The sequence below is a fragment of the Halovibrio variabilis genome (assembly GCF_007991175.1).
Lineage (GTDB): Bacteria > Pseudomonadota > Gammaproteobacteria > Pseudomonadales > Halomonadaceae > Vreelandella > Vreelandella variabilis.
Window position 1 is genome coordinate 222,388 of record NZ_BJXV01000002.1, and the last position, 15,102, is coordinate 237,489.

Annotated in this window: 11 protein-coding genes; 10 read left to right on the plus strand and 1 reads right to left on the minus strand. The window is 54.7% G+C overall.

Going from position 1 to position 15,102, the window contains the following annotated elements; all coding sequences use genetic code 11:
• Positions 1 to 82: 82 nt before the first annotated feature.
• The 7 genes from galU to HVA01_RS03035 all read left to right on the plus strand — a co-directional run bounded on the left by galU (position 83) and on the right by HVA01_RS03035 (position 10,446).
• Positions 83 to 973: a UTP--glucose-1-phosphate uridylyltransferase GalU gene (gene galU / locus HVA01_RS03005; protein ID WP_146873048.1), complete on the plus strand. Its 891-nt coding sequence runs from the start codon at positions 83 to 85 to the stop codon at positions 971 to 973.
• 3 nt (positions 974 to 976) lie between these two features.
• On the plus strand, positions 977 to 2,269 hold the full coding sequence (locus HVA01_RS03010) for a nucleotide sugar dehydrogenase (RefSeq protein ID WP_146873049.1): 1,293 nt from the start codon (positions 977 to 979) through the stop codon (positions 2,267 to 2,269).
• Positions 2,270 to 2,278: 9 nt separating this feature from the next.
• Positions 2,279 to 3,103: a coiled-coil domain-containing protein gene (locus tag HVA01_RS03015; protein WP_146873050.1), complete on the plus strand. Its 825-nt coding sequence runs from the start codon at positions 2,279 to 2,281 to the stop codon at positions 3,101 to 3,103.
• Between the two features lie 177 nt (positions 3,104 to 3,280).
• Positions 3,281 to 5,134: an autotransporter assembly complex protein TamA gene (gene tamA, locus HVA01_RS03020; RefSeq protein WP_146873051.1), complete on the plus strand. Its 1,854-nt coding sequence runs from the start codon at positions 3,281 to 3,283 to the stop codon at positions 5,132 to 5,134.
• A 9-nt stretch (positions 5,135 to 5,143) separates the two neighbouring features.
• Complete coding sequence (tamB, locus tag HVA01_RS03025; protein WP_146873052.1) at positions 5,144 to 9,235, plus strand: autotransporter assembly complex protein TamB; 4,092 nt, start codon at positions 5,144 to 5,146, stop codon at positions 9,233 to 9,235.
• Positions 9,236 to 9,246: 11 nt separating this feature from the next.
• Positions 9,247 to 9,867, plus strand: coding sequence for a peptide-methionine (S)-S-oxide reductase MsrA (msrA, locus tag HVA01_RS03030; protein ID WP_146873053.1), 621 nt, complete (start codon positions 9,247 to 9,249; stop codon positions 9,865 to 9,867).
• Positions 9,868 to 9,912: 45 nt separating this feature from the next.
• Entirely contained in the window at positions 9,913 to 10,446 is a 534-nt protein-coding gene (locus HVA01_RS03035; protein ID WP_146873054.1) for a cytochrome c, read from the plus strand.
• Positions 10,447 to 10,475: 29 nt separating this feature from the next.
• Here HVA01_RS03035 and can read toward each other — a convergent pair whose 3' ends face one another.
• The gene (gene can / locus HVA01_RS03040; RefSeq protein WP_146873055.1) at positions 10,476 to 11,123 is read right to left on the minus strand and encodes a carbonate dehydratase; all 648 of its coding nucleotides are present in this window, start codon (positions 11,121 to 11,123) and stop codon (positions 10,476 to 10,478) included.
• 136 nt (positions 11,124 to 11,259) lie between these two features.
• Between can and gorA the strand changes: the two genes are divergently transcribed.
• From gorA to ectB, 3 genes are all read left to right on the plus strand, one after another.
• The gene (gorA, locus tag HVA01_RS03045; RefSeq protein WP_146873056.1) at positions 11,260 to 12,642 is read left to right on the plus strand and encodes a glutathione-disulfide reductase; all 1,383 of its coding nucleotides are present in this window, start codon (positions 11,260 to 11,262) and stop codon (positions 12,640 to 12,642) included.
• Positions 12,643 to 12,910: 268 nt separating this feature from the next.
• The gene (ectA, locus tag HVA01_RS03050; protein ID WP_146873057.1) at positions 12,911 to 13,489 is read left to right on the plus strand and encodes a diaminobutyrate acetyltransferase; all 579 of its coding nucleotides are present in this window, start codon (positions 12,911 to 12,913) and stop codon (positions 13,487 to 13,489) included.
• Between the two features lie 309 nt (positions 13,490 to 13,798).
• Entirely contained in the window at positions 13,799 to 15,067 is a 1,269-nt protein-coding gene (gene ectB, locus HVA01_RS03055) for a diaminobutyrate--2-oxoglutarate transaminase (RefSeq protein ID WP_146873058.1), read from the plus strand.
• The last annotated feature ends 35 nt before the right edge of the window (positions 15,068 to 15,102 follow it).

Here is a 15,102-nt window from a genome sequence, read left to right on the forward strand (position 1 = left end):
CGCCTTCAGTATTATGGACATTCTAACCACTCCTGTGTCGGAACGCATGACCTATGTCGGAACGCATAAAAAGGACCTCTTTATGATTCGTAAAGCCGTATTACCTGTCGCCGGGTTTGGCACCCGCTGCTTGCCGGCATCGAAGGCTATTCCCAAGGAGATGATTACGATTGTCGATAGGCCGGTCATCCAATATGTCGTTGAAGAGGCGATTGCCGCCGGTATTCGTGAGATCGTTCTGGTTACCAGCAGCAACAAAAATGCCATCGAAAACCATTTCGACACTCACGCAGAATTAGAGGCCAGCCTTGAAGCCAAAGGCAAACATGAGCTGTTAGCGATGATACGCGGCCTGGTGCCCGACAACGTCAGCATCATCAGCATTCGCCAGGGCGTACCGCTAGGGCTAGGCCATGCGGTTTTATGCGCGCGCCCCATCATTGGTGACGATGAGCCTTTTGCCGTGCTGTTGCCCGATGTCTTGGTGGATAATAGCGCCAATCAGGCAACCGACTTAGCCGGTATGCTGGCCGCGTATGATCAGCAGCAAACAGCCCAGCTAATGGTGGAAGAGGTTGACTGGGAGCAGGTAGAAAAGTACGGCATCGTGGCTCCGTCTGGCGAGGCCCCGGCGGCAAACGAATCGGCGGATCTAATCCGTATGGTAGAAAAGCCCAAGCGCGAGGCAGCGCCCTCTAACCTGGCGGTGATTGGGCGTTACGCGCTGCCCAACCATATTTTTTCGATCTTGGCAGCAACACCGCCCGGCGCGGGTGGCGAGATCCAACTAACCGATGCGCTGGAAACGCTGCGCGAACAGTCGGGCGTTCAGGCGTATCGCATGCAGGGCACCACCTACGATTGCGGCCAGCCGCTGGGCTATCTTGAAGCCACGCTAGCCTACGCCCGGCGTCACCCCGAGTTTGGCGAGGGTTTCCAGGCGCTGCTATCCCGTTACCATCAAGGAGAGTGACCCATGCGGGTATTACTTTACGGTAGCGAATTAAGCGCAGCGACCGCTGCGGCTGCGTTGGCTTGGGTAGGCCATCACGTCCAGTGGCTGCCCCACGAAGACGCCCCTTGGTCGGCACTCGCCCAGGTAGATTGGTTGCACAGCGAACCTCAACTGATGGCTCATCTTGAACAGGGCCTGGCGGAGGGTACGCTGCAGGTAATTGAGCAGCTTGCCGACGCGGCGATACCCGAAGTGATCTGGCTGGCGTTATCGCCGGCTCAACGCCTTGCGGCCAGTGCATTGCTCGGGAACCCTCTGCTAGCTGACCAGCACGGCATGGTCTTGATCAATAACTCCACCTTTCCGGTGGGAGAAACCGAGCGCTTGCATGCCCTGATGGGGGCGCAGCACACCAGCGTGGCACTCCCGGACACCCTTGAAGAGGGCCGTGCCTGGGACTCCTTCACACGCCCCACCAAGCGCTTGCTGGGTTGTGATGACGCTATCGGCGAACGGGTGACACGTGAGCTGTTGCGTGCGTTTAATCGGCGCAGCGAAGTGTTTCAATGTATGCCGCGCCGGGCCGCTGAGCTCACTAAGCTTGCGATTAACGGTATGCTCGCCACCCGCATCAGCTATATGAATGAAATTGCCGGCTTGGCTGATACCCTAGGAGTGGATGTTGAGCATGTTCGCCAAGGCATGGGCGCCGACTCACGGATTGGCTACGAATACCTTTACCCAGGCTGTGGCTTTGGTGGCCCTAACTTCTCGCGGGATTTGATGCGCCTGGCCGATGTGCAGCTGCAAAGTGGTCGTTACTCCGCGCTGCTTGAGCAGGTGATGGATATTAACGAGCAGAAAAAAGAGACCCTGTTTCGTAAATTATGGTCACACTTTGCCGGCCAGCTGGCAGGCAAGACGGTGGCTATTTGGGGGGCTGCGTTTAAACCCGGCACGGCACGCATTGACCATGCCCCGGTATTAACGCTATTGGAGGCGTTATGGGCGCAAGGTGTTAAGGTGCAGCTGCATGATCCGGCAGCCGTACCGGTGCTTCGTGCCTTGGTAGGCGAGCGTGACGACCTGCGCACTTATTCTTATGACCCTTATCAAGCCTGTGAAGGGGCTGATGCATTGATGCTGGTCACCGAATGGAAAACCTATTGGAACCCCGACTGGCATCGGCTCGGCTCGCTATTAAACGCTAAACTCGTCTTGGACGGACGCAATATTTACGATCCTGAGTTCGTTGCCAGCTGTGGATTAATCTACCGAGGTATAGGCCGTCGTGCCGACCCGAAGACTCTTTAAGGAAATGTCATGCCAGACGCCACCGCATCCTCTCGCATTGTGCCCGATGTGGAACAAAGCTTGACGGCGCAACATTTGCGCCACCGAAAAGGACCGACGCTATGGCCGCTTTGGCTCTGTTTGCTATTAATCATCGCCGTATTAGGCGTGGCGGCAGCGGGACTCTGGTACGAACGTGAACGGCTGCTGGACGAGATTCACCGGGTCAGCGGCGAAGTGTCAAACGTTCACGCGCGCCTGGACTCGGATGACAGCGATGTACAAGATACGATAACATTTGTACAAGCGCAGATGGCGACGCTGTTCCAAGAGCAGGAGCAGCTGTCAATGTCGTTGGCCGAAACCCGCGAAGAGTTGTACAGTTTGCTGACCATGAATGAGGACATGGCCTCGAGTGACTCGATTAATACGCTGTTGCAGCAGCTAGCGCAGCTGAGAGAACAGGCAGCGTCGCGCGACAGTCAGCTGACGGCAATGCGTGAATCCCTTGATGCGCTGGAACAAGTGGGCATGTCTGGGCGCCAGAATTTGGTCGAGGAAGTCGCTCACCTAGAGCAGCTAACCGATCAGCGGCTTTCCGCCATGGAGAGCCAGATCGATACCGTTAGCCGCCGCTGGGAAGAACAGCTGGCAGCGCAAAGAGAAGCGATGGATACTCGCTTTACTGAACTGGAAACAGCCGTTGCCGAGGCACAAGCCCCCACGGAACAAGAAGAAGCGCTGGAAACATTAGAGCAAGAGTGGACACAACGCCTCAATGCGTTAGAGAGCGACGTGCGCCAAGTGCGCCAAGCGCAGCTGGCGTTTAGCGCTCAGTTAGAAATGTTGCGTTAGCTACGGCGGGTAAGCCAAACGCTGAATGGTGCGTCTTTGCCGTCGGCTCAAACGGCAAATAATGGCTATATTGCCAGTTAGTTAATACGCGGATAGTGCAGTTAATACACAAATAGTGCAGTTAATACACGGTTAGTGCGATGAAGCCGCTGGTTTAGGTTAGGAAGGAAAGTATGTATGGAAAGACAATGGCGATGGACGTCAGCCACTGGCCGCACACTGTTTGCCGCGTTCCCTCTTTTGTGCGTATCACACAGCGCATGGGCACTTGATGCGACGATTGAAGGCGTAGCCGACGAAATCAGCAGCAACATTCAAGCGTATTTGCAGAACATGGACGCGGAACAGTACACCCAGGTGCGCTTGGAGGGTGAAATCCGCCGACGTACCCAGGAGGCAATGCGTGTTTATGGCTATTACGAACCGGAAATCACCGTTGAGCGTGCCGCCGACGAGCGCGTGCGGCTTGAAATTGAGCAGGGCCCGCAAATTGAAATCGAAATCCTCTCCATCAACGTGGCGGGGGATGCCAGCAACGACCCACCTTTTCAAACGGCAGTCGACGACTTTCCACTCCAAGAGGGCGATGCGTTACGCCACGCTCCCTGGGATCGCCTGCGTGGCCAACTGTCTGGCTTAGCCATTGAACGTGGCTATTTCGACTGGGGATTTACCGATCGGCGCATGGAAGTTCGCCCGTACTTACAAAGTGCGCGCCTCTATATGGATTTCGACAGCGGTCCTCGTTACCAATTTGGTCAGTCGCTTATTACAGGCAGCCATATCGAACTGGATCGTTTGCAGCGCATACAGCCATTTGAGAGCGGTGACCCCTACTTAGCGGAGACCTTGGCAGAGTACAACCAACGTCTTGCGGAAACCGGCTGGTTCAGCTCGGTATCCGTTCGCCCGCGTCTTGAAACGGCCCAAGAACTGACGATTGCTCCAACCGGTGGCGGTGCCCCCTGGTGGACGGAAGCAACCGCTTCTCAGCCAGAGCGCCCGCGCATCTCCAGTGCCGCTTTGAGCAGTGCGCTTAGCATTAACAAGTCAACTAATAACCGGCTACCCATTGATGTTAGCGTTGAGCCCGCAGACCGTCATCAGTTTGAAGTGGGTATCGGTTACGCAACCGACGTAGGCCCGCGTCTGCGTTTTGGCTGGGAGCAGCCATGGATCAACCGCTATGGTCATAGCCTTAACCACGACCTGTATTTATCCGCTCCCGAGCAACGCTTTACGGGGGTGTATAACGTTCCACTTGATGATCCCCTTCGCGATAGCTACCGGCTTCAATATGGCGTGCGTCATCTCGACGATAGCGATACCCAGTCGGTAGAGGGTAGCGTTGAACTGGCCCGGCGCTGGGAGTTCGATAACGACTGGATACAATCGGTCTATTTCCGCACTACCTATGAGGACTTCGAGCAGGGCGGGGAAGCCGATCAAGTGTGGATTTTCTATCCCGGTATTCAGTGGAGCCGCACACGCACCCGGCCGCAACGCTTCCCTTTATGGGGAGACCGCCAGCAGCTGTCGTTGGAATACTCAGACAAGGCCTGGGGCTCTGATGCACAATTTGCGCGGCTAACCGCCGACACGGAATGGATTCGCACCATCGGCAATAACAACCGTTTTGTGGCGCGTATTAGCCTAGGCGCCATCGAAACCGACGACTTTTCAAAGCTTCCCCCATCGCTACGTTTCTTTGTCGGTGGTGACCGTAGCGTGCGTGGCTATTCCTACGAAAGCCTTTCGCCGCGCAATGAAGAAGGGCGACTGCGGGGCGGGCAGCAAATGCTCACCTCAACGCTTGAGTATCAGCGACGCCTTACTGGGGACTGGTGGGGCGCCACCTTTGTCGATAATGGCGACGCGTTTGACAACTGGGGCCCGAACGAGCTGAAAACAGGCGCCGGGGCCGGCGTACGTTGGGTATCGCCGGTAGGGCCGATTCGCCTAGACATCGCCCATCCCTTTGATGACGAAGACGACTGGCGTTTGCACTTTTCCATCGGACCGGAATTTTAGGGGATAGATTTGCCACATACTGAAACATCCAGGTCTGAAAAGCGCCATGCACTGTCTCCCAAGTATCGCATTTGGCTGCTGGTATGGAGCTTGATACGCCTCGTTGTCATCCTGCCTATTTGGTTGTTAGCAATATTAACGCTAATCCTTGGCGTGGCGTTGTCGCCCTGGGGCACTGGCCTATTGCTTTCACAGGGCGAGCAGCGCGATTTTTTTAGCTATACGCACCACGAAGGTGCCTTGCTGGATCACTTTGAACTTGATGGTTTCCAGCTGAATCTGGGATCGACCCGCATTGCGGTGGAGGCGTTTGAACTGGAATGGGCTGACGACTGTGTGCTGTCAGGACGGTTATGCATTGATACCCTGCGTGTCGAAGGCGCGGATATTCATCTAGGCGATTCGGCGAGCCAGGAGGAACAGGCGCCGGCGGAGGCGAAGGGTTCGCCGCTCTCGGTGCGTTTCCCGTTCCCCATCGAATTACGCTCGCTGTTGCTTGACGATGTGAGCCTGCGGCTAGCTGATGGCACCCAGGTTAACTGGCATTCGTTGCGCTCAGCAGCGGTTGCCGAAGGGCGTGAAATACGCTTGGCACCCACGCATTTAGCTCAACCGCGTCTGTATTTACCGCCTTCGCCAGGGATTCTGTTGACACAACACAGTGATACAAGGCTCAACGCCGAAGCAATTGATGCGGCTAGATTAGTCATCAATCAGCCGCAGACAGCAACCGAGCTGGCGGAAGCATCCCCTGCGGACACCCTGGCCTCACGTGAGCGCCTTGAGCTGCCGGAGATCACGTTGCCGGTAGACGTTCAGATACCTGAATTTACCCTCGATGATTTTCGTCTTGAAGGGGCCGCTGAATATCGCGTTGAGCGCTTGCGGCTGAGCGTTTTAACTCACGGTAATAACGTTGAGTTAACCGATCTCTCCGTCGTCACCCCGGATGCTCAGGCTGAGCTAACGGCGAATGCAACCCTGAGTGGCAACTATCCGTTAGATGCTCGCTTAAGTGTCGAGCTTTTTTTGCCGGAAATCCGTCCTGAACTTTTTCAGCAGCAGGGTAGCGAAACGCTGGTAATTGAGCTTGCTGGACCACTGGATGCGCTTGAAGCGCGCTTGAATGCTTCCGGCCCGTTGAACGCCTCGCTAAGCGGGCAAGTCGATGCACTATCGCCCACGCTGCCTTTTCAATTGAACGTCCAAAGCGACCAAGTACAATGGCCGCTGCCATCCCCAGAAGCCAATAGTGAGGGTCAAGAGCAGGGCCAAGAACAGAGCCAAGAGCCGCGCGATGAAGAGGAGGCGACACCGCCCTATATTGTCAATGACCTGGCATTGCAACTATCGGGAAGCCTTAGCGATTACCGGGTCCAGCTCGCCTTGGCAGTGGAAGGCCCCAGCGTGCCGCGTACTCAAGTCGATTTAAGCGGTGAGGGCGACCTAGAACATTTCAACTGGCAGCCTCTTACTCTGACCGTGGGCGAAAGTGCGCTACGCAGCGAAGGCAGCATTCACTGGTTAGCGCCGTTACACGTTGATGCCAACCTTCAGTTGGATGAGTTTGATCCCAGTCATTTTGTTGATCAACTCAACGGTAACTTAAATGGCGATATCGCTTTTTCAGTCCGCCAACAAGCCAATCAGTGGGCGGTCAGCGTGCCGAACGTCGCCATTGATGGCGACTTACGCGACTACCCCCTCACCCTACAAGCGGCCTTTGATGCTAACAGCAATCTGGAGTTGGATATTGATGAGCTGGTATTTACTCAGGGCGACAATCGCTTAACGGCTGCCGGTCAAGTCAGCGAACAAGCCATGTCATTGCAGGCGGATATTGCATTGCGCCAGTTACAAAGCCTCTCGCCAGACTTGGCGGGCACCCTTGTGGGCAGCTTAGCGGCAAGCGGTAGTTTGAATCAGCCGCAATTACGCGCCAACGTATCGGGTAGTGGTATGCGTTTCGCTGAAAATCGTATCGAGCAGCTTGAACTGACTGCCGATGTCCAAGGCATTGACGACCCTGAACTCGATATCCAACTGGCACTGAGCAATTTGGAAGCCGGCGGTCAATCGCTTTCCGAGGTGGAGGCGAGTTTGCTCGGGCGCCTCTCCCAGCACCAGCTGGATCTTGACGTTCAGGGAGCCGACAGCGCCGTGTTAAGCCGTGCACTGCTTGCCCTGAATGGACGTTTCGACCAGCAGGGGCAGCTTTATCAAGCGCGCATAACACCGCTGGAAGTCGATTCTGACGCGGGGGATATTCGCCTTGAAGCGCCCCTGGACCTGCGCTACAACCTAGCCAATGGCCAAGCGCGCCTGTCGCCGTTCTGCCTGCGCCGCGAGCAGGGCGGGCTGGTCTGTTCCGAAGAAACCATCAACGCCTCCGCCCAACAGGGCAATGCAATGCTATCGGTACGCGAAGTACCCATGGCAATGGTGGAACCTTTTCTCCCCGAAGAGTGGCAGTTAACCGGCGATACCACGGCCGATATTGCTGCCAATTGGCGGCAGGGCGGTGCTCAATGGCAAGCCAATGTGCAAGTGTTGAGTGAGCTTGCGATCACGGCAATTAACGATTACGGTCAGCCGGTCCAGCTTCCCGAGATCAATCTGGATGCCCAGGTTGAAGCTAATCAAGCCCAGGCCGATGCCAATGTAGCGCTGACACTTGCCGAGGCGGGAGAATTAAGCTTAATGCTGTCGGTCAACGACCCACTCGGCGCAGGCGAGCTAAGTGGCGAACTACGCGCTGATGAAGTTTCGCTGGAACCCTATCGTCCCATGCTGGTGGGCATGGATCGGTTGGAAGGCGACCTATCGGGGAGCGTTCAAATCGCTGGCACTACCGATCAACCTGATTTGCAGGGCCAGCTGGGGCTGCGCCATATTCGTATCAATGGCCCGGATATTCCCGTTGATGTGCAAGACGGTGAATTAGTGGTCGCTTTTGACGGTGAAGAGGGCGATATCGACGGTTTCCTCGCCGCCGAACGCGGCCGTTTAAATATCACCGGCGATGCCTACTGGCCAAGTGGCGGAGAGTGGCGAATTGGCGTAGATTTAAATGCTGTTCAAGCGCCCATTCTGGTTGTGTTACCGCAGTTTGGCCGTTTAGAAGCCGCGCCGGATATCCGTGTGCGAGTGACACCCGAAAGGCTGCAAGTCAGGGGCGACGTTAACGTACCCTGGGCCCGTCTTGAAATTGGTGATATGCCATCATCCGCCACCACCCCCAGCGGCGATGAAGTGATTATTACAGAACGCGACGACCGTCAGGCTGAGCGCGAAGCGCAACAGGCAGCGGCCAACGGTGATGGGCCCAGTGCGGCCGATGAACTTGCTGCCACCGGCATGGAGCTGGATATATTAATGACCTTAACGCTCGGGCGGGATATGCAAATCGCCGCCTATGGGTTGGAGTCAGGCCTGGATGGCACGTTAGAAATTCGCCAGGAGAGTGGGGCGCTACAGCTGTTTGGCGACGTCAACTTGGTCGACGGCCGCTTTCAAGCGTTTGGTCAAGACCTCGTTATCCGCCGCGGCGAACTGCTGTTTAGTGGCCCGCCGGGGCTGCCCACCCTCGATTTCGAAGCGATACGCAACCCCGACGTAACCGAAGATGATGTGATTGCGGGGCTACGTGTGACCGGCAGTGCTGAAACGCCTAATGTGCAGATATTTTCTGAACCGGCGATGAATGAAACCCGCGCGTTATCGTATTTACTGCGCGGACGTGCACCGGATGCATCCGGTGGAGGCGTTGATAGCGCGCTGACAACGGCGCTGATCGGTATGTCGCTGGGGCGCACCGGCGGGGCGGTGGGATCAATTGGCGAGGCGTTTGGTATTGAGGATTTAACCCTGGATACGGCAGGCGCTGGCGACGATAGCCAAGTCGCTGTTAGTGGCCAACTAACCGACGATATTCGGATTAGTTACGGGGTGGGAATTTTTTCGCCAATTGCAGAACTAACACTACGTTATACGCTATGGCGTAACCTCTACCTGCAGGCAGTATCGGGGACCAATCAAGCGGTAGATTTAATCTATTCGTTTACTCTCTCAGGTGATCCTGAAATTTTCGAGCAGCAATAAGCGAGGGCGATATGTCGCTATTTAACAGTGCTAACCGCGTTTTACCTGGCCGTGAAACCCCTATCAGCACCAGCGAAGTGCATGCGATCAATGGCCACTCTCTACACCCGCCTTTCCCGAGCGGTCACGAGGAAATCGTACTGGGTATGGGCTGTTTTTGGGGCGTTGAGCGCCTGTTTTGGCAATTGCCCGGCGTTTACGTCACGGCGGCTGGCTATGCCGGTGGTGAAACCCCCAACCCAACTTATGAAGAGACGTGCACGGGACGTACCGGCCATACCGAAGTAGTGCGGGTTGTTTACGATCCCCAGCAGGTCGACCTTGAGACACTGCTACAGGTGTTTTGGGAACAGCACGACCCGACCCAGGGCAATCGTCAGGGTAACGACATGGGCTCGCAGTACCGTTCCGCCATTTTTACCACCAGCCAAGCCCAATATGAGGCGGCCCAACGCAGCGCAGAAGCGTTTCAGCAGGCGCTGGATAAAGCCGGAAAGGGACGTATCACCACGGAAATTAAACCGCTGGATACGTTCTATTATGCCGAGGCCTATCATCAGCAGTATCTGGATAAAAACCCTAATGGCTACTGCGGGTTGAAAGGGACTGGTGTCACATGCCCGATTGGTTAAACAGCCAACCGGGCTTAAGCGCTAAACCATCCACAGGATGCCAATATGCAGCGTAATTTACAGCGGCGATTGCAACGCCAAGCGACTTTTCAAAGCGCCGCCTTCACTGGCGCGCTATTGCTCACGCTTTGTGGCCCGAGCGCGTGGGCTGGCGAAGCAGCCGTGGCGATGCCCCAGTCCGTCGACGGCACAGCTTTTACCAGCGAGCGTGAAGCAGTGGTATGGCGCCGCGAAGAGCTCAAGGATATTGAGAGTCTGGTTCGCCAGCTGCGCTTTGACTTGGTCAACAACCAAGACGCCGCTGCGGCTGCACCACGGCTGGCCGAGCTGCGGGAGCGCGCGAGTGCCGGCAACTTACTGCCCGCTTTTATCGCCGGAACGCATGGCAGTGGCTCTGAAGCACGGGCTGATATCTGGGCAGAGTGGGATGATTTCGTTGCCGGTTTTCACGATCTTGAAGTCAAGGTGGACACCTTGATCGAGGCCACCGATCAAGCGGACTACCGGGCGGCAGCACGCGCTCTTGCCGAGGTAGGGGCAAGTTGTAAGAGCTGTCATCGCGCCTACCGCTACGATTAGCGTCATGGCAGGCGCGGTGAAGAAGCGACCTAATCGTCTTTTTGAACCCGATCAATACGGTAAAGCGTTTCCACTTGTTCCAAGCCGGTAATGGTGCAATTAAGGTCTTTGACACGGCCATCGTTTAACCCGTAGACCCAGCCGTGTACGGAGATTTTCTGGCCCCGCTGCCAAGCGCGCTGCAAAATCTTGGTACGGCAAAGACTATTCACCTGCGCTTTGACATTGAGTTCGCACATACGGTCGATTTGCTCTTCCATAGGAAGATGCTCGAGTGAGCCACGGTGGCTGTTGTATTGTTCGCGCACCGAATGCAGCCAATAATCGACGACACCGCATTCGCCGCCGGTCATGGCTGTTTTAATACCTCCGCAGCCATAATGGCCGACAATCATGATATGACTGACTTCGAGTACATCCACCGCAAATTGAACCACCGAGAGCGCGTTCATATCGGTATGGTGGAGTAAATTGGCCACGTTGCGATGTACAAACACCTCCCCGGGCGGAAGTGCAATAATCTGGTTAGCCGGCACACGGCTGTCTGAACAGCCAATCCATAAATAGTCGGGATTTTGTTGATTGGAGAGACGCTTAAAGTAGTCAGGATCCTCTTCGCACATGCGTTCAGCCCAGGCACGGTTGTTGTCCAGTAACGTCGCAATGGGGTCGGACATAGAGTCTCCAGTAATGTTGGCCGTCAAGCAGCGTATGCAGCGCTCGACAGCAAAAATAGTCGCCAATGGTTTTAACCCTCCCTGACAGCCAGGTCAACAACCTGGGTGGACCGAATATTAACGCCAGGAGTCAATGATGGCAGACGTGTCTGAATACGAATATGACCTGATCGTGATTGGTGCAGGTTCAGGTGGCGTGCGTACCGCTCGGATGGCGGCAGCAACCGGCGCCAGGGTGGCGATTGCCGAAGATCGCTACTTGGGCGGCACCTGTGTCAACGTGGGTTGTGTACCCAAAAAACTGTACTCTTACGCCGCGCATTTCCGTGACAGCTTTGACCATGCGGGCGGCTTTGGCTGGCAACTGCCTGGCCCAGCAAGCTTTGATTGGGCGACGCTGCGTGACAATAAAATCAGCGAAATAAAACGCCTTAACGGTATTTACCAACGCATGCTTGAAGGCGCGGGCGTCACATTATTCAATGCCCGGGCGCGCTTGGTCGATGGCCACACGGTGATGTTAAACGGTGAACATGGCGATATACCGCTCACCGCTCAGAAAATTGTGCTGGCTACCGGTGGATGGCCATGGGTTCCCGATTTCCCCGGCAGCGAATACGCACTCGATTCAAATCAGATTTTTGATCTCGACACCTTCCCGAAACGTTTTTTGGTGCTGGGCGGTGGCTATATCGCGGTGGAGTTTTCGAGCATTTTTAATGGATTAGGCAGCGAAACGCACCTTATCTACCGAGGCGAGCTGTTTTTAAAAGGCTTTGATCAGCAGGTGCGCGAGTTTACCCGCGCGGAAATGGAACGAAAGGGCGTTAATTTACACTTCAACACCAACATTGAGCGCATTGAAGCCAGCCAAGATACCTACAAGGTTTATCTCACCAGTGGAGACGTGCTTGACGTTGATGTCGTTCTGGCGGCCACAGGACGCAAAGCCAATATCCGTAGCTTAGGGCTTGATACGCTGGGGCTTTCGCTGGACAAGCAGGGCAAAATCCCCGTAAACGAGCGCTTTGAAACAGCGGTGCCGTCGGTGCTTGCGTTAGGTGACTTGACCGCTGGACCCGAATTAACGCCGCTGGCGATAGCAGAGGCCATGCAACTGGTCGATTATCACTTCACCGATACAACGCCACCGCCGTTAGATTACGCGACGATCCCAACGGCTGTTTTTTGTCACCCTAATATCGGCACTGTGGGCCTTTCTGAACAGGCGGCACGGGAAAAATTCGCCCGTATTCGAGTGTATTGCACCGATTTTCGTGCCATGAAGCACACCCTTTCAGGTAGCCATGAGCGAACCTTGATGAAGCTGGTGGTGGATGATGAAACCGATGTCGTGGTGGGTGCCCATATGGTCGGTGACGATGCGGGAGAAATCATGCAGGGGATAGCGATCGCGGTTCGCGCTGGCCTTACCAAGCAGGATTTTGATCGCACCGTGGGCATTCACCCCACGGGAGCGGAGGAATTCGTGACGCTGCGTACGCCCACACGTTTTTAACTAACCGCAAAGCAGCTTATAGGGGCGCGCCAATTGGCGCGCCCATTTTTGTTAGCTATTCTAAAAGGGCTATGTCTAAAAGGGCTATGTTTATAAGGGCTCGTCTACAAGCTCTATGCGGGCGTCAATCAGATTGATACGGCGCTCTGTACCCCCTTCATCCATAACGATAAATTATGGAAACTAGCGCGGAGAATAATATGACTTTTGAACTGCTCATAATCAGCTGTTATAATGATTTTCAAATTCGCTACAGCGAAGCATAACTATGAGTACGCCGACGACACCTTTTACTCCCTCTGCAGACCTTGCGAGGCCAACTGTCGCAGATGCCGTGGTAGGCCATGCAGAGATGCCGCTTTTTATTCGTAAACCCAATGCTGAAGATGGCTGGGGTGTCTACGAACTTATTAAATCCTGCCCACCGCTGGACGTAAATTCCGCCTACGCCTATTTGTTACTTGCCACTCAGTTTCGTGATACCTGTGCGGTAGCCACTAACGAAGAAGGCGAAGTGGTCGGGTTTGTGTCGGGCTATGTGAAAGACAACGCCCCCGATACCTACTTCTTATGGCAGGTGGCCGTGGGAGAAAAAGCCCGAGGAACGGGGCTTGCACGGCGCTTAGTCGAGGCGATTATGTCGCGCCCCGAGTTAGACGAAGTGCACCATTTGGAAACCACTATCACGCCTGACAATCTAGCCTCATGGGGTTTGTTTCGTCGCCTAGCAGCCCGCTGGCATGCGCCGCTTAACAGCCGTGAATATTTCTCTACCGAACAGCTCGGCGGCGAACATGATCCGGAAAATCTGGTACGTATTGGTCCTTTCCAAATAGACCGTCTCTAATGCGTGTTGCTAACGAACGGTTTTTTTGTAACGACCCGCTTTTATAACGCTATTTATATCATCGTTAGACATGCCATTTTGCTACTCATGCTGTTCTTGGTTTTTTCCGTCACAGCTTTTACGCCACAAAATTAAGCAATAACTTATTAAGAAATACCTTGTCAAGACATAGCTTTTTAAGCAATAGGTTTGTGGGATAGCTTTTGAGACAGGTTGTTGAGACAGGTTGTTGAGATCGTTTTTGAGATAGGTTTGTGTAAAAAGCCGACGCGCGTCGGCCATTAAAATGATCAACAGAGGAGGTTGCTAATGCAGATCCAGACGCTCGAACGCATGGAATCCAATGTACGTACTTATTCTCGCTCATTTCCGGTGGTGTTTACCAAGGCGCAAAATGCACGCCTGACCGATGAGAACGGCCGTGAGTACATTGATTTCCTCGCGGGTGCGGGCACCTTGAACTACGGGCATAACAACCCGCATATGAAACAAGCCATGATCGACTACCTGGCAACAGACGGTGTCGTTCACGGCCTTGATATGTGGACCAACGCTAAGCGGGATTACTTAGAGACACTCGAACAAGTTATCTTTAAGCCACGCGGGCTTGATTACAAAGTGCACCTGCCTGGCCCAACCGGCACCAATGCGGTAGAGGCCGCTATTCGTTTGGCCCGTGTTGCCAAAGGCCGGCATAACATCGTGACCTTCACCAACGGTTTCCACGGCGTCACCATGGGTGCACTGGCGACAACCGGTAATCGCAAATTCCGCGAGGCGACAGGGGGAATACCCACTCAAGGCGCAAGCTTCCTGCCCTATGACGGCTATATGGGGGAACATACCGATACCCTGGATTATTTTGAAAAGCTATTGGGTGACAAATCCGGCGGCCTTGACGTTCCCGCGGGCGTTATCATTGAAACGGTGCAAGGCGAGGGCGGTATCAACGTGGCCGGTCTGGATTGGCTGAAGCGCCTGGAAAGCATCTGCCGCGCCCATGATATCCTGTTGATTGTCGATGATATTCAAGCAGGCTGCGGCCGCACGGGTAAGTTTTTCAGCTTTGAACACGCTGGCATTACGCCCGATATCATTACCAACTCGAAGTCGCTGTCTGGTTTTGGGCTGCCGTTCGCCCATGTGTTGATGCGTCCGGAACTCGATAAGTGGAAGCCGGGTCAATATAACGGTACGTTTCGTGGCTTCAGCCTCGCCATGGTAACGGCTACTGCTACGCTAAAGAAATACTGGAGCAACGATACCTTTGAACGTGACGTTCAGCGTAAAGGGCGTATCGTTGAAGAGCGTTTCCAGCAGTTGGCTACACTGTTAACTGAAAATGGGATGCCAGCGACTGAGAGCGGCCGTGGCTTGATGCGTGGCATTGACGTTGTCTCGGGTGATATTGCCGATAAAATCACCAGCAAAGCATTCGCACAGGGCTTGGTCATTGAAACCAGTGGGCAGGATGGTGAAGTAGTTAAGTGTCTATGTCCGCTGACCATTAGTGATGAAGATCTGCTCGAAGGCCTCGATATTCTTGAGATGTGTGTCAAAGCAGTTGTAAACGAGTAATTTAGCGTTACGCTAAGCATAATACCTTATACCTT